A 17,300-nucleotide genomic window follows, 5' to 3' on the forward strand; every position below is an offset into this window, starting at 1 on the left:
AAGAGTGCTCACCCGACGGCGGCTCGGCGACCAGCCTCACGCCCAACAGCCCTAGCCTTGGGCGCGAAACGCCGGTCGAACCCCATTAGGGTCTGGTGCCGTGGTACGTCGATCCCGGGATCCGCGGCAGGCCCGCTTCCTCACTCTGGCCAGCCTGCGCTGGATGGTCCGGCACCGGGCCTGGACGCCTTACTACCTCCTGCGCTACTGGCGCTTTCTGCTGTTCCGGTTGCGGCACCCGCACGTTGTCACCGAGGGGTTCGTCTTCCTCGGCCGGCGGGTCGAGGTGCGCGCCCGGCGCGGCTACGGCCGGCTGGTCCTCGGCCGGTGGGTGCACCTGGGTGACGGCACCCGGCTGCACGCGCACGAGGGGACGCTCCGGATCGGCGACAAGTGCGTGCTGGGCCGGGACGTGACCGTCAACTGCTACCTCGACGTCGAGGTCGGCCGGTCCTGCCTGTTCGCCGACTGGGTCTACGTCTGCGACTTCGACCACGTGACCACCGACCTCGCCGTGCCCATCAAGGACCAGGGACTGGTCAAGTCACCGGTGCGGATCGGGCCGGACTGCTGGCTGGGTACGAAGGTGACAGTGGTGCGCGGCACGACGGTCGGCACCGGTGCGGTGCTTGCCGCGCACGCGGTCGTCCGCGGCGAGGTGCCCGACTACGGCGTGGCGGCGGGGGTCCCGGCCCGGGTGGTGAAGAACCGCCGGGACACCTACGCGGCGGAGTCGGGCAGACGGGCTTACCTCGAGGGCCTGGCCCGCGGTGCCGAGGAGGCCGCCGGCCGGGCGGCACGAGGTGCCGGGAGCGAGGCCCGGCCGGGTCAGCCGGTGCGGGGCTCGTCCTGACCGGCGGTCTCCGGCTCGGCGGGGCGTTCGGTCCGCTCGTGGGTCCGGTCCGCGGCCCGGTCCTCCTCGCCTGTGCCCCGGCCGACTGAGACGACCCGGAGCGCGTCCCGGAGCGCCGACTGCTGCTCGGGGTTCATCGCCTCGATGAAGTAGACCAGCGCGGTCGCCGGTCCGGCGGCGGCCGACCAGGCGTCGTGCATGCGGGCGGCGGTGTAGGAGTCGCGGGACATCACCGGTGTGTAGACGTACGCCCGGCCGGCGGCCTCCCGGCGCAGCCAGCCCTTGCGGTACAGCTTGTCCAGGACGGTCATCACGGTGGTGTGGGCGAGCGGTCGCTCCGGCGCCAGCATCCGGCGGACCTCCCGCACCTGCAGGGGGCGGTCGGCCGCCCACAGATGGAACATCACCTGCTCCTCGAGCTCACCGAAGGACCGCATCTGCCCTCCCGCACCTGTCCGCCGGCATCCGGCCCGAGTTCTGGCCGGTGTGATCTGCGTCACATGTCAAGGCCGAGTTGCTATCGATCATCGTAGATGTCTCCAGCCGGCCCGTCGGGGCTGTACCAAAAGAACAAATCGGTATTCTCGGCGCTCTTCGTCGAAGCGGTGTCTTTTCGTGAAAGCTCACGTGGAAGCGGCTTTCCTGCCGGTATGAAACCGCCCGGCCGCAGTCCGTGCCCATGGAGTCGCGACTATATCCGGGTGCGGTGTTGCGCACCACTACGATCGCGCATCGTAGACAGCGAGGAAACGCGGGCTGGAAAGTGTCGAAGGTCATCTGTTAGACCTGTCGCCGGACCCGTTGACCTGGGGATTCGTACAGAATTCACCACTTGTCTGCTGGTTCTGTAAACGTCCGCAATGACACCCGGTTCCTTGTCGGGGAGGCGGCTACTGCGCCGCCGCGCCTGGGTGACTCACGCCCGCACCAGGGCACGGTACGCCACATTTCCGCGCGGTACGCGTGGCGGTGAGGGCTGCCGTCGAACGATCGAGGAAGCGTTGGATTCTTTCCTGAGACGCCTACGCGCCCTGTGGGGCGTCCGCTGGCGCAACATTCCCTTGACAGCAGCGGCCGGAATTGTCGCTGTCGCCCTGGTCGCCGGCGGACTCGCCCTGGCGTTCGGCGCGGGTTCGCGGCCGGTGAACACCGCACTGAGCGCGTCCACCGGTGAGAACAAGCCCGCCGCCGGCGCGGTCGAACGCATCGACGCAGCGGCCGCGATCGCGAAGGAGTCCGCGGCGAAGAAGGCCGCGCAGGAGAAGGCCGCCGCCGAGCAGGCCGAGCGGGCCCGCGCCGCCAAGCAGCGGGCCGCCCGGTCCGAGCAGCGGCGTGCGCTGGCCGAGCAGGCCGCCGCGAAGAAGGCCGCGCAGAAGCGGGCCGCGGCGAAGAAGGCCGCCGCGAAGAAGCGGGCGGCCGAGCGCGCCGCCGCCGAGCGGGCCGCGGAGGAGAGAGCCGCCGCGAAGAAGCTTGCCCTGAAGAAGATCGCCCTGAAGAAGGCCGCCGCGAAGAAGGCCGCGCTGGCGGCCCAGAAGGCGCGGCAGTGGGTGCTTCCGCTGACGTCCTACGAGCTCACCGGCCGATTCGGGCAGAGCGGCAGCAACTGGGCCTCCTTCCACCACGGACTCGACTTCGCCGCCGACACCGGTACGCCGATCCACGCGGTCGGCCGGGGCGAGATCATCAGCGCCGGTTGGCAGAACGCCTACGGGAACGCGATCGAGATCCGCCACCCGGACGGCACGGTGACGCTGTACGGCCACATGTCCCGGTTCGCGAAGACCGGCGGCAGCGTCAGGGCCGGCGACGTGATCGGTTACGTCGGCGCGACCGGGAACGTCACCGGCCCGCACTGCCACCTCGAGGTCCGTCCGCACGGCGGCGGTCTCGACGAAGCGGTGGACCCGTTCGTCTGGCTGAAGAACAAGGGCCTGAACCCCTGAGCGACGGCTCGACCTGAAACGCCCCACGGCGACACACCCCCCGCACGCTGCCCCAGGACCGCCCCGGTGGTCCTGGGGCAGCGTCGTGTCCGCCTCGGGTTGATTACTTAGCAAGGCTAAGTTAGCCTGGCTAAGCAATGTCTGGTCAGTACGAATCTCGCTCCGAAGCGCCCATCGAGTCCCGCACCGCCGTCGGCACGGTCAGCCCTGCCGGTTCGGCCGGGCCTGTCGGTTCCGTCGGCGTGGGGCCGCTCGCCCGGGAGCTTCGCCCCCTGGTGTACCGGCTGTACGACGTCGTTCGCCGGCACACACCCGATCTGGGCGTCACCCTCACCCAGGGCTCTGTCCTGAGCGTCCTGGTACACGACGGTCCCCAGACGATGAGCGCCCTCGCCGCCCGCGAAGGTGTCCGCCAGCCGTCGATGACCAACGTCGTGAGCCGGCTCGAACGCGCGGGCTACGTGCGCCGCCGACCGGCCCAACACGACCGGCGGATGGTGGTCGTGACCGCGACCGCCAAGGCCCGCACCGACCTGGCCCGGGCCGTCGTGGCGCGGGAGGAGTTTCTCCGCGAGCGGCTGACCCGGCTCGGCCCCGGTGAGCGCGAGGCCGTCCAGGCCGCGCTGCCCGCACTGGCCCGGCTGGTCGCCGCCGATCCGCTCACCGCCGATCCGCTCACCACCGATCCGCTCACCGCCGATCCGCTCACCACCGATCCGGTCGCCACGGGCGATCCCGAGCCGGTGAGCACCGACCAGTGAGACGTACTCCGAACCCGTTCAAGCGAAGGAAGGTTCTCCTCCCGTGTCCCACGATGTGAAGTTGCTCGACGCCGTTCGCGGCCAGCCGCGTTCGGTGTGGGTGGTCGCGTTCGCGGCGGTCATCGCGTTCATGGGAATTGGGCTCGTCGACCCGATCCTGCTCTCCATCGCGAAGGGCCTGAACGCGACTCCGAGCCAGGTCACGTTGCTGTTCGCGTCGTACCTCGTGGTGCAGGTTCTCGCGATGCTCTTCACCGGCGTCCTCGCGGCGAAGTACGGCGGCAAGCGCACCATGCTGGCCGGGCTGGCGCTGATCGTGGTGTTCGCCGGCCTGTGCGCGCTGGCCGGATCGATCAGCCAGCTCGTCGCCCTGCGGGCGTTCTGGGGACTCGGGAACGCGTTGTTCATCGCGACCGCGCTGTCCACGATCGTGGCCGCGGCGGCGGGCGGGCAGACCGCCGCGATCCTGCTCTACGAGGCGGCGCTCGGCCTCGGCATCTCCGCCGGGCCGCTGGTGGGCGCGCTGTTGGGCAGCATTTCCTGGCGCGGCCCGTTCGTCGGTACGTCCTTCCTGATGCTGGTCGCCCTGGTGCTGACCGCGACCATGCTGGTCCGGGACCGGCCGAGCACGCAGCGGGTCTCGGTGAGCGCGCCGTTCAGGGCGCTTCGCGACCGCCGGCTGCTGCTGGTGGCACTGTCCGCGCTGCTCTACACGTACGCCTTCTTCACCGTGCTGGCCTGGACGCCGTTCGTCCTCGGGTACGGCGCGTTCGCGGTCGGCGGGATCTTCTTCGGCTGGGGTCTGATGGTCGCGGTCTGCGGCGTCGTCGTCGGCCCGCGGCTGGCCGCGAGGATCGGCGAGCGCAACGCGACCATGCTGGCTCTCGCGATGTACGCCCTGCTCATGCTGGCGTTCGTCTGGGGTTCGGTGCCGGTCGTCGTGGTGGCGACCATCGCCTCAGGTATCGCCTCGGGCTGCCTGAACACCTTCCTCACCGGCATGGCGATGTCGGTCTCGGACGCACCCCGCCCGATCGCCAGCGCCGGCTACAACTTCCTGCGCTGGATGGGTGGTGCGGCCGCGGCGATCCTGGTCGGCCACATCGCCGAGTGGGGCGGCTCCCAGCGGGCGCCGTTCGTCGTGGCGGCCGTGCTGTGTGCCGGCGCGGTGGGCATGATGTACGCCGGCCGCGAGCCGAACCCGCACGAGGTGCCGGCCGAGGCCGTGGTGGTCGGCGAGCAGGTCTAGCCGTTCACCCGTACGTGCACGAGCAGGTCGAGGCTGGTGTCCAGGTCGTCCGGGGACAGCACGAAGTCGGCCGCCGTCAGGGACGCGACGAACGTCGCCAGCTCCCCTGACCAGGCGGCCGGCTCGTCGGCCAGCTGGGCCTTCACCAGGTCGCCGTGCCGGCGTTCCCAGTGCTCGATGCGCGGGCCGTGCCGCAGCCCGGTCATCGTGACGAGCTCGAGATCGAGGTCCGCGGCTGGCCGCTCGACCAGGGCGCGGAGCTCGGGCGCGGTGAGCTCCTTGGCGTGGCAGATGTTGCCGGGCGGGAAGGTCAGGTGGTTCGGCGTGGACCAGGCCAGCATGCCGCCGGGCTCGGTGACCCGGGCGCACTCGGCGACGAACGCGGGCTGGTTCCACAGATGCTCGATCGTCTGCAGGCTGACCACCGCGCCGAAGGACCGGTCGGCGAACGGCAGCTGGACGAGGTTGCCGCGCACCAGCCGTACGTCGGGGTAGGTCGCGGCGGCGTGCGCGGCGGCCGCAGCGTCGTAGTCGACGCCCACCACGGTCGCTCCCGGGCAGACCGAGCCCAGCGAGTCGTACAGACTCCGCGCGCCGTAGCCCTCACCGCAGCCGGCGTCCAGCACCCGCGGCTTCCGCCCACCGGGTGAAGCGTGTCCGGCCTGTGCGGCGTGTTCGGCCAGCAGGCCGGCCGCCCAGTCGTAGCCGACCACGTGCCGGGCGAACCAGTAGGTCTCGTGCCAGATGCCGGGCATGGTGCGCTCACCGGTGAGGGGCAGGTCCGGCACGTTCGGCTCTCCTCTGCTCGTCCCGGAGCATGGGAGATTCCGGCCCGGGTGACGGTCAGGCTACTTGCGCCGGCCAGCCGGGCGGTGCCGGACCGCGGGTCCTGTTTCGGCCCCGTGTGCGCGGGCCGCGCCTCCCCTCCGCAGGGTGTCCTCGGCCAGACTGGACCGCGAACGTGTACCCGGGACAAGACGGAGAGCCGGAACTCATGGCAGACCAGAACACCGACGGTTTCTACACCAACCTCAGCTGCGGCGCGCTCGGGATCAAGCCGGGCTTCGAGGCCGCCGTCGACCTCGCGATCGAGTTCGGCTTCGGGGCGGTCGAGCCGGACGTCGGCTACCTCACCTCCTCACCCGCCGAGCAGGTCGAGGGGCTGCGATCGCGGCTCGCCGAGCACGGCGTGAAGTGGGGGAACGCCGGCCTGCCGGTCGACCTGAACGCGAACGCGGCGGCGTTCGCCTCCCAGCTGGACGCGCTGAACGACCAGGCCGTCCGGCTGGCGTCGTACGGCATCGACCGGGTGGGCACCTGGATCCGGCCGATGAGCAACACGCTGACCTACCGGCGCAACTTCCGCCGGCACGCCGAGCGGATCGCGCTCGTGGACGAGATCCTGGCCGGTGCCGGGGTGCGGTTCGGGCTGGAGTACGTCGGACCCAAGTCGTTCTGGAGCACCGAGCTGTACCCCTTCGTGCACACCCTCGCCGAGGCGCGCGAGCTCATCGACGCCGTGGGCAGCCCCAACGTCGGCCTCATCCTGGACACCTTCCACTGGTACACCTCCGGTGAGTCCGCGGCCGACATCGCCGAACTGTCCGCGCAGGAGGTGGTGGCCGTCGACCTCAACGACGCGCCCACCGGTCTGGAGCGTGACCAGCAGCAGGACGGTCAGCGCATGTTGCCCGGCGCGACCGGGGTGATCGACGTGGCCGGTTTCGTGGGTGCCCTGCGCAAGATCGGGTACGTCGGGCCGGTCAAGGTCGAGCCGTTCAACGCGGAGCTGCGGGCCATGGCTCCGCGTGACGCGGTGGCCAAGACCGCCGAGTCGCTGACCGCCGTTCTGTAGGACGCCTCGTACGCACGCCGGGTCCCGGGGAGGGCGCTCGTGCTCCCCGGGTGCCTGGCGGTTGCCCGCGAAGCTACTCACGGGTAACCTCGCGCCAGTCGGGTAGGTCCCGTCTACGGTTGGGGCGGAACCCCAGGCGAGCCAAGGACGCGAGTGAGGAGCCGGACGCGAGCATGAACATCGTGGTGTGTGTGAAGTACGTCCCGGACGCGACCGCGGAACGCGGCTTCGACGCCGGCGACCGGACCGTCGACCGGTCCGGCGTGCCCGGCCTGCTGTCGGAGCTGGACGAGTACGCCGTCGAGGCCGCCCTCAAGCTCGCCGACGCCGGCGACGCCGAGGTGACAGTCCTCACCGTCGGTCCCGCCGACGCCGCCGACGCGCTGAAGAAGAGCCTGCAGATGGGCGCGGGCAAGGCCGTGCATGTGCTCGACGACGCCATCCACGGCTCGGACTCGGTGGGCACGTCGCTGGTGTTGGCCGAGGCGGTCCGCAAGCTGGGCGCCGAGCAGCCGGTCGACCTCGTGCTGTGCGGGATGGCGTCCACCGACGGCAGCATGTCGGTGATCCCGGCGATGCTGGCCGAGCGGCTGGACCTGCCGCAGGTCACCTTCGCCAGTGAGCTCGAGGTCGGTGACGGCACGGTACGGATCCGCCGCGACGGCGAGGCCGCCACCGAGACCGTCGAGGCCTCCCTGCCGGCCGTGGTCTCGGTCACCGACCAGGCCAACGAGCCCCGCTACCCGTCGTTCAAGGGCATCATGGCGGCGAAGAAGAAGCCGGTGCAGACCTGGAGCCTCGCCGACCTCGGCGTCGACGCCGGTGCCGTCGGCCTGGCCGCCGCATGGACCGCGGTCGACTCCTTCGAGGCCCGGCCGCCGCGGCAGAAGGGCACGGTCGTCACCGACGAGGGCGACGGCGGGCAGCGGCTCGTGGCGTACCTCGCCGAGCAGCGGTTCGTCTGATCTGCCGCGACCTGCCGCGAGACCTGCCGCAAGCTGCCGAAGACCTTCGACCACCGATCCGGGTACGGGCGACCGACCGCGGGCGACTGCAAGGAAGCGTGCCGAAATGAGCGAGATCCTGGTTCTCGTCGACCACGTCGACGGGGTCGTACGCAAGACCACCACCGAGCTGCTGACCATGGCGCGGCGCCTCGGCGAACCCTACGCGGTGTTCGTCGGCAGCGGCTACGAGCAGGCCAGGGACACCCTGGCGACGTACGGCGCCCAGAAGGTCTACCTGCTGGAGCAGCCGGAGCTGACCGACCACCTCGTGGCACCGAAGGCGGAGGCGCTGGCCCAGCTCGCCGAGCGCGCCACGCCGGCCGCGATCATGCTGGCCTCCGGCGCGGAGGGCAAGGAGATCGCCGGGCGGCTGGCGATCAAGCTCGCGTCCGGCGTCCTCACCGACGTCGTGGACGTGCAGCCCGGTGACGGCACGGTCGTCGCCACCCAGGCGGTGTTCGCCGGCAACTACACCGTCCGGTCCCGGGTCACCCACGGCACGCCGATCCTGACCGTCAAGCCCAACTCCGCCACGCCCGAACCCGCACCCGCCCAGCCGGTGGAGGAGAAGACCGACGTCACGGTGTCGGACCGGGCCCGGGCCGCGCGGGTGGTGGAGCGTTCGCCGCGCACCCAGACCGGGCGCCCGGAGCTGACCGAGGCGGCGATCGTCGTCTCCGGTGGCCGCGGCGTCGGCTCGGCGGACAACTTCGCCGTCGTCGAGGGGCTCGCCGACGCGCTCGGCGGCGCGGTCGGCGCGTCCCGCGCCGCCGTGGACGCCGGTTGGTACCCCCACGCGTACCAGGTGGGCCAGACGGGCAAGACCGTCTCCCCGCAGCTGTACCTCGCCGCCGGCATCTCCGGTGCGATCCAGCACCGGGCGGGCATGCAGACCTCGAAGACGATCGCGGTGGTCAACAAGGACCCGGAGGCGCCGATCTTCGAGATGGCCGACTTCGGCGTCGTCGGCGACCTGCACGCGGTGCTGCCGCAGGCGACCGAGGAGGTCAACCGCCGCAAGGGCTGACCGGCGAGAGCGACGCACCGGGCATTGCACCCGGCGAACGCCGGTCCACGCGGGCTGACCGCGTGGACCGGCGTTCGCACGTCGTGCGCCCAGCCGGTACGGTCGGACGCAGTGACGCGGGGTGTCCCGTACGCCGGGACTGAGATCACACCCGTCGAACCTGATCCAGATCATGCTGGCGAAGGGACTGTCGCGCGATGGTCACGACCACGTCTGTCACCGCGGACGCCGTAGCGGGGGTACGCGAGGACCTCCGCGACCAGGCGCCGCTGGTGCACTGCCTCACCAATCTCGTCGTCGCCAACTTCACCGCCAACGCCCTGCTCGCCGCGGGCGCGTCACCGGCGATGACCGACACCCCCGAGGACGCGCAGGTGCTCGCCGCCGGCGCCGGTGCGGTGCTGGTCAACCTCGGTACGGTCACCCACGCCTCGGCCGAGGGCATGCGGGCGTCGGTGACGTCGGCCGCCCGGGCCGGGCGGCCGTGGGTGCTCGACCCCGTGGCCGCCGGTCCGCTGCCGTGGCGTACCGCCCTGGCAGGTGACCTGCTCGCGCTCGCACCGCCCGCGGTCGTACGGGGGAACGCCTCGGAGGTGCTCGCCCTGACCGGCGGCGCCGGTGGCCGCGGCGTGGAGTCGACCGCCGATCCGGAGCAGGCGTGGCCGGCCGCCCGGTCGCTGGCCGGAACGTACGGCCTGACGGTGGCGGTGAGCGGCCCGGTCGACCTGCTCACCGACGGCGAACGCACCGTACGGATCGCCAACGGCCATCCGCTGATGACCCGGGTCACCGGTGTCGGCTGCGTGCTCGGCGCGCTCACCGCCGGCTGCCTCGCGGTGACCGGGGACGCCCTGCTGGCCGCCACCGCGGCGACGGTGCTGCTCACTCTCGCCGGAGAGGCGGCGGCCGCGCGGGCGCCGCGGCCCGGGTCGTTCGCCACCGCGTTGCTGGACGAGCTGGACGCCACCGGCGCCGACCGGATCCGCGCCGCCGCAAGGCTGGGTTGACACCGATGGGCGACCATCCGGGCGGGGCGCTCGACCTCTCGCTCTACCTCGTCACCGACGCCGCGCTGTGTGGCCCGCGCGGGGTGGCCGCGACGGTGCGGGACGCCGTTGCCGGCGGGGTGAGTGCCGTACAGCTGCGCGACCCGGGCGCCACGACCCGGGACCTGCTCCGTACCGGCGCGCAGGTGCGCGAGGTGCTCGCCGGGACCGGCGTACCCCTGTTCGTGAACGACCGTGCCGACGTCGCGTACGCGCTCAGTGCGGACGGCGTCCACCTCGGCCAGTCCGACCTGCCGCCGGAGCACGCGCGCGACCTGCTCGGGCCGGGTGCGTGGATCGGGCTGTCCGTGCACGCTCCTGGCCACCTCGACGGCGCGCTCACACTGCCGCCGGGGACCGTGGACTACCTCGGCGTGGGCCCGGTCTTCGCCCAGACGACGAAGGCGGACGCGGCGTCGCCGGGCGGCCTGGCCCTTCTCGCCGACCTCGTCGCCACTGCCGCCGCGGCGGGCCTGCCCTGCGTGGCGATCGGCGGCATCGGCCCGGACAACGCCGCCGCCGTGCGCGCCACCGGCGTGGCCGGGATCGCGGTGGTGAGCGCGGTGTGCGGCCGGCCCGACCCAGCGGCGGCCGCCCGAGCCCTGCGTACGGAGGTTCGATGACCGCTCACGTGCCCGTCGCCCTGACCATCGCCACCAGCGACCCTTCCGGTGGCGCGGGGATCCAGGCCGACCTGAAGACGTTCTCCGCCCTCGGCGCCTACGGCACCGCCGTCCTGGTGGCGCTGACAGCGCAGAACACCCGCGGCGTCACCGGCATCCACGTCGTCCCGCCGGCGTTCGTCGCCGAGCAGGTGGACACCCTCGTCGCCGACGTCCGCGTGGACGCGGTGAAGGTCGGCATGCTCGCCGACGCCACGGTCGTGCACACGGTCGCGGACGCGCTCCGCCGCCACCGGGATCGGCTCCCGTCGGTGGTGCTCGACCCGGTGATGGTCGCCTCCAGCGGGGACCGGCTGCTCACCGAGGACGCGGTCGCGGTCGTGCGGACCGACCTGCTCCCGCTGGCCGCCCTGGTGACCCCGAACCTCCCCGAGGCCGCCGCCCTCCTGGACACCTCGCCGGCCCGCACGCCCGCCGAGGTGGAACGCCAGGCCGCTGACCTACTGGCTCTCGGCGTACCCCGGGTCCTGCTGAAGGGCGGGCACGGCGAGGACCCGGAGGAGTCCGCCGACCTGTACGCCGACGCCGACGGCGTGCAGTGGCTGCGGGCGCCCCGGATCCGCACCCGGCACACCCACGGCACGGGTTGCACACTTTCCTCCGCGATTGCCGCACTGCGTCCCCAGCGGCCGGACTGGCGTACCGCCGTCGGCGATGCCAAGGACTACCTGACCGGCGCGCTGGCCGCGGCCGACTCCCTCGACGTCGGCGGGGGACACGGGCCGGTGCACCACTTCCACGCCTGGCGGGGATCGTGGTGACGGCGGCCACCGTGGAGAACGGATCGACGGGGTTCTGCGCGGACGCCTGGGCGGCCACCGCGAAGACCCGAGCGGCGATCGACGCGCTGCCGTTCGTGGTGACCCTCGGCGACGGCAGCCTGGACGGCGCGCGGTTCGCGTACTACCTCGCCCAGGACGCCTTCTACCTCGACGACTACGCCCGGGCGCTCGCGGCCGCCGCGGTGAAGGCGCCGAACAGCGCGGACCTCGCGTTCTTCGCGAAGTCCGCGCACACCGCGATCGAGGTCGAACAGGACCTGCACCGCACGCACGTGCAGGACCTGGCCGGCTACCGGCGGTCTCCGACCTGCGTCGGCTACACGTCGTATCTCCTCGGCGTCGCGCACACCCGCGGCTACGCCGAGCTCGTCGCCGCGCTGCTGCCGTGCTTCCGGGTCTACCAGGACGTGGGGATGCGGCTGCTGGCGGCGGCCGGCGACCTCACCGGGCACCCGTACGGCGACTGGATCGGCACGTACGCCGACGAGGAGTTCGCCCGGTCCACCGCGCGGGTGTGCGAGATCGCCGACCGGGTGGCCGGCGGCGCCGACCCCGCCACGGTGGAACGCATGCACGAGGCGTACGCCCGGGCGACGGCGTGGGAGTGGATGTTCTGGGACGCCGCGTGGCGGCAGGAGGGCTGGCCCGGGCAGGGCTGACCGGCAGGCGGCCGTCGCCGGGGCCGGCCGCCGACCGGCGGGTGGAACGGGTGTCGGTGGTGGTCATTACGCTGGACCCGCGATGACGGCACCTCACATCTACCTCGATCATGCCGCGACCACCCCGATGCTTCCGGAAGCTGTGGCCGCGATGACCGCCCAGCTCTCCCGGCTGGGCAACGCATCGTCCCTGCACGCCTCCGGCCGGGCCGCCCGGCGGCTGGTGGAGGAGTCCCGGGAGTCGGTGGCCGCGGCGCTCGGCGCCCGGCCCTCGGAGATCGTCTTCACCGGTGGCGGCACCGAGGCGGACAACCTCGCGGTCAAGGGCCTGTTCTGGGCGCGCCGGGCCGCCGACCCACGCCGGCGGCGGGTGCTGGCCAGCTCCGTCGAGCACCACGCGGTGCTCGACTCGGTGCGCTGGCTGGGTTCGTTCGCCGGGGCCGAGGTGGAGTTGCTGCCGGTCGACCAGGACGGCCGGATCGACGTGGCCGCCCTGCGGGCGAGCGTCGAGGCCGAACCCGAGTCGGTGGCGCTGCTCACCGTGATGTGGGCCAACAACGAGGTCGGCACCGTCCAGCCGGTCGCCGAGGTCGTCGAGCTGGCCAGGCGTTACGGCATACCCGTGCACTCCGACGCCGTGCAGGCGGTCGGCCAGCTGCCCGTCGACTTCGCCGCCTCCGGCCTGGACGCGATGACGGTGACCGGGCACAAGCTCGGCGGCCCGGTCGGCGTGGGAGCGCTGGTGGTCCGGCGCCAGGTCGACCTGGTGCCGCTGCTACACGGTGGGGGACAGGAACGCGACGTCCGCTCCGGCACGCTCGACGTGGCCGCGATCGCCGCGTTCGCCGTCGCCGTCGAGGCCGCCGCGGCCGGCCGGGAGCAGCTCGCCGACCGGCTGGCCGGGCTGCGGGCCGAGCTGGTCGACCAGATCCTCACCGCGGTGCCCGACGCCGAGCTCAACGGCGACCCCGGCATCGCTCACCCCGACTCCGGCGGCCGGCTGCCCGGCAACGCGCACTTCTCCTTCCCCGGTTGCGAGGGCGACTCGCTGTTGCTGCTGCTGGACGCGCGCGGCATCGAGTGCTCCACCGGCTCGGCGTGCTCGGCGGGAGTGGCCGAGCCGAGCCACGTGCTGCTGGCGATGGGCCGCGACGAGGAGCGCGCCCGCGGGTCGCTGCGGTTCAGCCTGGGCCACACCTCCACCCACGCCGACGTCGAAGCGCTCGGCGCGGCCATCGGCCCGGTGGTGGAACGCGCCCGCACCGCGGGTCTGGTCAACGTGAGCGGAGGCAGGAACTGATGCGGGTACTCGCGGCGATGTCCGGCGGAGTCGACTCCGCGGTGGCGGCCGCGCGGGCGGTGGACGCCGGCCACGAGGTGACCGGGGTGCACCTCGCGCTGTCGCGCAACCCCTCGTCCTACCGCACCGGTGCGCGCGGCTGCTGCACGCTGGAGGACGCGCGCGACGCCCGCCGTGCTGCCGACGTGCTCGGCATCCCGTTCTACGTCTGGGACCTCGCCGAGCGGTTCCACGCCGACGTGGTGACCGACTTCGTGCAGGAGTACGCCGCCGGCCGCACCCCCAACCCCTGCCTGCGCTGCAACGAGAGGATCAAGTTCGCCGCGGTGCTCGACCGGGCGCTGGCGCTCGGCTTCGACGCGGTCTGCACCGGCCACTACGCCCAGCTCGTGGACGGCCCGGGCGGCCGGGAGCTGCACCGTTCGGTCGACCCCGGCAAGGACCAGTCGTACGTCCTCGGCGTCCTCACCGCCGAGCAGCTGGCGCACGCCTACTTCCCTCTCGGCGGCTCGCCGAAGTCGGCGGTGCGCGCCGAGGCCGCCGAGCGCGGCCTCGCCGTCGCCGACAAGCCCGACAGTCACGACATCTGCTTCGTCGCCGACGGCGACACCGCGGGATTCCTGGCCCGCGAGCTCGGCGAGCAGCCCGGGCGGGTGGTCGACGAGGACGGCACCGTGCTGGCCGAGCACGACGCGGCGTACGCGTTCACCGTCGGCCAGCGCCGCGGCCTGCGCCTCGGCCGGCCGGCCGACGACGGCAATCCCCGCTACGTGCTGTCCATCGAACCCGTGAGCCGCACCGTGACCGTCGGCCCCCGCGACCGGCTGTCGGTCGCGCACATCGAGGGCACCCAGCCGCGGTGGTGCGGCCCGGCGCCGACCGGTCCGGTGGAGTGCCGGGCGCAGATTCGCGCGCACGGTGAGACGCTGCCCGCGCGGGCGTGGGTCGAGCACGACGTGCTCCGGGTCGAGCTGGCCGAGGCGGCCACCGGCGTCGCGCCCGGCCAGGCGGTGGTGCTCTACGCCGGCACCCGGGTGATCGGCTCGGCCACCATCTCCTCCACGGTCCCCGCTCCCGCGCACTGAGCCCGCTGCCCGCCGGCGCCCGTAGGCTTTCCCTGTGCCGAACCCCATCGAAATGCCCTGGCGCCCGGGTTCCGCGACCGGCGTCGGTTCCCTGCCGTACGACGACCCGCTGGAGGCGACCCGGGTCGTCCTCGGCGAGCTGCCCGATCTCCCGCACCTGCCCGAACTGCCCGGCAGGGGCCCCGGCGCGGACATGATCGGCCGGGCGTGCGCGCTGCTGGTCGAACTCGGCGTCGACCTGCAGCCGTCCGGCTGGCGGCTGGTCGCGGGGGAGGGGCTCGACCAGCGCCGCGCGCGTTCGACGCTGGCCCGCGACCTGGACGCGCTGGAGGAGTTGACGCAGTCCTACAGCGGTCCGCTGAAGGTGCAGTTCACCGGCCCGGTGACGCTCGCCGCCGGTGTCGAACGTCCCCGCGGGGGCCGGGTGGTGGGCGACAGCGGTGCCCGCCGCGATCTCGCGCAGTCCCTGGCCGAGGGCCTGACGGTCCACCTTCGCGAGCTGCACCGCCGCGTGCCGGGTGCGTCGCTGGTGGTTCAGCTGGACGAGCCGTCGATGCCCGCGGTCCTGCGCGGATCGGTGCCGACGGCCTCCGGGTTCTCCCGCTACCGCCCGGTCGAGGAGCACGAGGTGACCGACCTGCTGGGCGGCGTGATCGGCTCGATCGTGGCTGCCGGCGCGGTGCCGATCGTGCACAGCTGTGCGGCCGGAACGCCGTTCCCGCTGCTGGTACGCGCCGGGGCGCGCGGTCTGTCGTTCGACCTGAAGAAGCTCGGGGAGGCCGACGCGGACCCGTTGTCGGAGGCGGTGGAGAGCGGAGTGGCGTTGTTCGCCGGCGCCGTTCCCGCGCTGCGGCCCGAGGAACCTGCCCGGCCCGCTCCGGGCGTCGCGGCCGCCGCGGACGGCGCTGCGCCTCGCCCGGCGGGCCCGCCGGGACCCACCGACGCCGACGTGGCCCGGACGGTGCAGGCGTTCTGGCGGCGGCTGGGGTTCGCCGGGGACGAGGTCGCGCGCGGTGTCGTGGTCACGCCCTCGTGCGGGCTCGCCGGCGCCGACCCGGCCTGGGCGCGGACGGCGATGAAGCTCGCCCGGGAGGCGGCCGCGCACCTGGCGAGCTGACCAGGGCACGTCCCAGGGTCTGTCCTGCGGATCATGGCCGGTTCGCGTGCCCCCGCATCCCGCCCGGCTGCGTTGTCGTCGTCGCGCGTAGAACACCGCTACGCGACTCCTCCTCCGCCTTGCCGAGCGGGCGCGGATGACCCGCTCACTACTCGACCCTGATCCGCAGGACAGACCCTAGCCGCCGGAGTCCGACCACCCGCGGTTCTCCGGGAACCAGCTGAGATACGATACGGCGCGTGTCGTATCGAAATAACAGCGAAGGCCGGTCGTCGCGGGGGCGCCCGCGGGACGAGGGCCTGGAGCGGCGGATCCTGGCGGCGGTCATGGAGGTGCTGCCCGAGGTCGGGTACGCCGGCCTGACCTACGAGGAGGTGGCGCGGCGCTGCAACGCCTCCAAGGCGAGCCTGTACCGACGTTGGAAGACCAAGCAGGACATGGTGATCGCGGCGCTGCGGTCCGGCCCGGCCCGGGACGGCGCCGCGGAAACGATCGACACGGGCAGTCTGCGCGAGGACCTGTTGTGCCTGTGCCGCCGGCTCGACCGCACGATGCGGGCCTCGGACAGCCAGACCGCGATGCTGCTCCTGCAGGCCGGCATCGAGGACCCCGACCTGTGCGAGGCGATCGAGAAGTCGGCGGGCCCCACCGGTGCCCGGCTGCCCCAGGAAGTTCTCCAGGCTGCCGTCGCCCGGGGTGAGCTTCCCGCCGGCGCGGATCCCTTCCCGTTCGAGGAAGTCGTCGGCGCCGCGTTGCTGCTTCGCCGGGTCAACGGCCTGCCGGCCGGCGAGGAGTACCTCGCCGCGTTGGTCGACACCGTGGTGATTCCCGCGCTGCGCGCGACCGCGACCGCGCGGGTTCCGCTGCCGGCCGGCATCTTCTCCGGCCACCCGTTCCCTCCCGCTCCCGAAGCGCCCCTTCCGCCCTCCACCGAGGAGAACCGATGACCTCCCACCTGACCATCGCCGGCTTCGACTACCGCACCGTGCCCGGAGCCGACGGCGTCGCGCTCAACGTCGCGGTCGGCGGCGAGGGCCCGGCCGTGGTCCTGCTGCACGGGTTCCCGCAGACCCACTACATGTGGCGACACGTCGCCCGGCGGCTCTGCGGCGAGCACACGGTGATCGTCCCGGACCTGCGCGGCTACGGCGACAGCGACAAGCCCTCCGGGAGTGACCCCGGCACGTACTCGAAGCGGACGATGGCCAAGGACATCGTCCAGGTCGCGGCCGCCCTGGGGTTCGGCCACTTCGGGCTGGTCGGACACGACCGCGGTGCCCTGGTCGCCGTTCGTGCCGGCCTGGACCACCCCACGGTCGTGGACTACCTCGGCATCCTGGACGTGCTGCCCACCCTGGACACCTGGGCGGTGCTGCAGGGCGTGAACGCCAAGGTGGCCTGGCACCTCTACCTCATGGCCCAGCCGCCCGGGCTACCGGAGAAGATGATCGCCGCTGTCGCACCGGAGTTCTTCGGGTCGTTCCTGGACGCGTGGGACCCCAAGGGCACGACGTTCACCTCACAGGAGCGTGATTACTACGTCGACAACTCGGTGGCCGCGGTCGAGTCCATCGTCGCCGACTACCGCGCCACCGCGAGCGTGGACCTCGAGCTGGACGTCCACGACCATGAGAGGGACGCGAAGCTCGCCATGCCCGTGGGCGTCATCTCCCAGGACTGGGGAGCCCAGCTCGGCTTCGACGCCGCCGCGCTGTGGAAGGCGTGGGCACCGGACCTGGTGTTCCGGTCCACGACCTCGGGCCACTTCATGGCCGAGGAGAACCCGGACGAGATCGCTTCCTTCGTCACCGAGCTTGCCGCCCGGAGCAGCCGCACGACCTAGACATCCCACGGCTCTAAGCTGTCAAGCGGCGATGGCTTCTTGGGTTGGCCAGGCGGTGGCTTCGTTGTAGCTGGTGCCGTGGGTGAGGCA

18 protein-coding genes and 1 riboswitch are annotated in these 17,300 nt (G+C 72.7%); of the genes, 16 read left to right on the forward strand and 2 right to left on the reverse strand.

The genetic code is table 11. The features are described 5' to 3' along the window. Nucleotides 1–100 precede the first annotated feature (100 nt). A complete protein-coding gene (locus tag ABZV93_RS28595) occupies nt 101–853 on the forward strand; it encodes an acyltransferase (protein ID WP_354942024.1) in 753 nt (250 codons plus the stop codon). Here the strand turns inward: ABZV93_RS28595 and ABZV93_RS28600 are convergent. Next, on the reverse strand, nt 829–1,290 hold the full coding sequence (locus tag ABZV93_RS28600) for a BlaI/MecI/CopY family transcriptional regulator (protein WP_354942026.1): 462 nt from the start codon (nt 1,288–1,290) through the stop codon (nt 829–831). The genes ABZV93_RS28595 and ABZV93_RS28600 overlap by 25 nt on opposite strands. Before the next feature lie 564 nt (nt 1,291–1,854). On the opposite strand from ABZV93_RS28600, the gene ABZV93_RS28605 reads away from it, so the two are divergent. The 3 genes from ABZV93_RS28605 to ABZV93_RS28615 all read left to right on the forward strand — a co-directional run bounded on the left by ABZV93_RS28605 (nt 1,855) and on the right by ABZV93_RS28615 (nt 4,806). Further along, entirely contained in the window at nt 1,855–2,796 is a 942-nt protein-coding gene (locus tag ABZV93_RS28605; protein WP_354942028.1) for a M23 family metallopeptidase, read from the forward strand. A 137-nt stretch (nt 2,797–2,933) separates the two neighbouring features. Continuing rightward, a complete protein-coding gene (locus ABZV93_RS28610; protein WP_354942030.1) occupies nt 2,934–3,557 on the forward strand; it encodes a MarR family transcriptional regulator in 624 nt (207 codons plus the stop codon). Between the two features lie 43 nt (nt 3,558–3,600). Continuing rightward, a complete protein-coding gene (locus tag ABZV93_RS28615; RefSeq protein WP_354942032.1) occupies nt 3,601–4,806 on the forward strand; it encodes an MFS transporter in 1,206 nt (401 codons plus the stop codon). Here ABZV93_RS28615 and ABZV93_RS28620 read toward each other — a convergent pair. Further along, complete coding sequence (locus tag ABZV93_RS28620; protein WP_354942034.1) at nt 4,803–5,594, reverse strand: class I SAM-dependent methyltransferase; 792 nt, start codon at nt 5,592–5,594, stop codon at nt 4,803–4,805. The two genes, ABZV93_RS28615 and ABZV93_RS28620, sit on opposite strands and share 4 nt — an antisense overlap. Before the next feature lie 206 nt (nt 5,595–5,800). Between ABZV93_RS28620 and ABZV93_RS28625 the strand changes: the two genes are divergently transcribed. From ABZV93_RS28625 to ABZV93_RS28680, 12 genes are all read left to right on the forward strand, one after another. Next, nucleotides 5,801–6,661: a sugar phosphate isomerase/epimerase family protein gene (locus ABZV93_RS28625; protein WP_354942035.1), complete on the forward strand. Its 861-nt coding sequence runs from the start codon at nt 5,801–5,803 to the stop codon at nt 6,659–6,661. Nucleotides 6,662–6,834: 173 nt separating this feature from the next. Then, on the forward strand, nt 6,835–7,626 hold the full coding sequence (locus ABZV93_RS28630) for an electron transfer flavoprotein subunit beta/FixA family protein (RefSeq protein ID WP_354942037.1): 792 nt from the start codon (nt 6,835–6,837) through the stop codon (nt 7,624–7,626). Between the two features lie 106 nt (nt 7,627–7,732). After that, nucleotides 7,733–8,695, forward strand: a complete 963-nt coding sequence (locus tag ABZV93_RS28635; RefSeq protein ID WP_354942039.1) for an electron transfer flavoprotein subunit alpha/FixB family protein — start codon at nt 7,733–7,735, stop codon at nt 8,693–8,695. Between the two features lie 107 nt (nt 8,696–8,802). Next, nucleotides 8,803–8,900: riboswitch (TPP riboswitch) on the forward strand. After that, nucleotides 8,893–9,702, forward strand: a complete 810-nt coding sequence (gene thiM, locus ABZV93_RS28640) for a hydroxyethylthiazole kinase (protein ID WP_354942041.1) — start codon at nt 8,893–8,895, stop codon at nt 9,700–9,702. Its footprint overlaps the riboswitch before it by 8 nt. 5 nt (nt 9,703–9,707) lie before the next feature. Further along, nucleotides 9,708–10,364: a thiamine phosphate synthase gene (gene thiE, locus ABZV93_RS28645; RefSeq protein ID WP_354942043.1), complete on the forward strand. Its 657-nt coding sequence runs from the start codon at nt 9,708–9,710 to the stop codon at nt 10,362–10,364. Next, complete coding sequence (gene thiD / locus ABZV93_RS28650) at nt 10,361–11,185, forward strand: bifunctional hydroxymethylpyrimidine kinase/phosphomethylpyrimidine kinase (RefSeq protein WP_354942045.1); 825 nt, start codon at nt 10,361–10,363, stop codon at nt 11,183–11,185. The genes thiE and thiD overlap by 4 nt, the downstream gene beginning before the upstream one ends. Further along, nucleotides 11,182–11,865 (forward strand): TenA family protein, encoded by a 684-nt coding sequence (locus ABZV93_RS28655; RefSeq protein WP_354942047.1) that lies wholly within the window; start codon nt 11,182–11,184, stop codon nt 11,863–11,865. Before thiD ends, ABZV93_RS28655 begins: the two co-directional genes overlap by 4 nt. Nucleotides 11,866–11,947: 82 nt before the next feature. Continuing rightward, nucleotides 11,948–13,165, forward strand: coding sequence for a cysteine desulfurase family protein (locus ABZV93_RS28660; RefSeq protein ID WP_354942049.1), 1,218 nt, complete (start codon nt 11,948–11,950; stop codon nt 13,163–13,165). Continuing rightward, nucleotides 13,165–14,250 (forward strand): tRNA 2-thiouridine(34) synthase MnmA, encoded by a 1,086-nt coding sequence (mnmA, locus tag ABZV93_RS28665; protein ID WP_354942051.1) that lies wholly within the window; start codon nt 13,165–13,167, stop codon nt 14,248–14,250. The genes ABZV93_RS28660 and mnmA overlap by 1 nt, the downstream gene beginning before the upstream one ends. Nucleotides 14,251–14,284: 34 nt before the next feature. Next, complete coding sequence (locus tag ABZV93_RS28670; RefSeq protein WP_354942053.1) at nt 14,285–15,367, forward strand: methionine synthase; 1,083 nt, start codon at nt 14,285–14,287, stop codon at nt 15,365–15,367. Between the two features lie 239 nt (nt 15,368–15,606). Further along, nucleotides 15,607–16,314 carry a TetR/AcrR family transcriptional regulator gene (locus ABZV93_RS28675; RefSeq protein WP_354942055.1) on the forward strand — a complete coding sequence of 236 codons (708 nt, stop codon included), beginning with the start codon at nt 15,607–15,609 and terminating at the stop codon, nt 16,312–16,314. Continuing rightward, on the forward strand, nt 16,311–17,210 hold the full coding sequence (locus tag ABZV93_RS28680) for an alpha/beta hydrolase (RefSeq protein ID WP_354942057.1): 900 nt from the start codon (nt 16,311–16,313) through the stop codon (nt 17,208–17,210). The genes ABZV93_RS28675 and ABZV93_RS28680 overlap by 4 nt, the downstream gene beginning before the upstream one ends. Nucleotides 17,211–17,300 lie beyond the last annotated feature (90 nt).

This window comes from Actinopolymorpha sp. NPDC004070 (genome assembly GCF_040610475.1).
Taxonomy (GTDB): domain Bacteria; phylum Actinomycetota; class Actinomycetes; order Propionibacteriales; family Actinopolymorphaceae; genus Actinopolymorpha.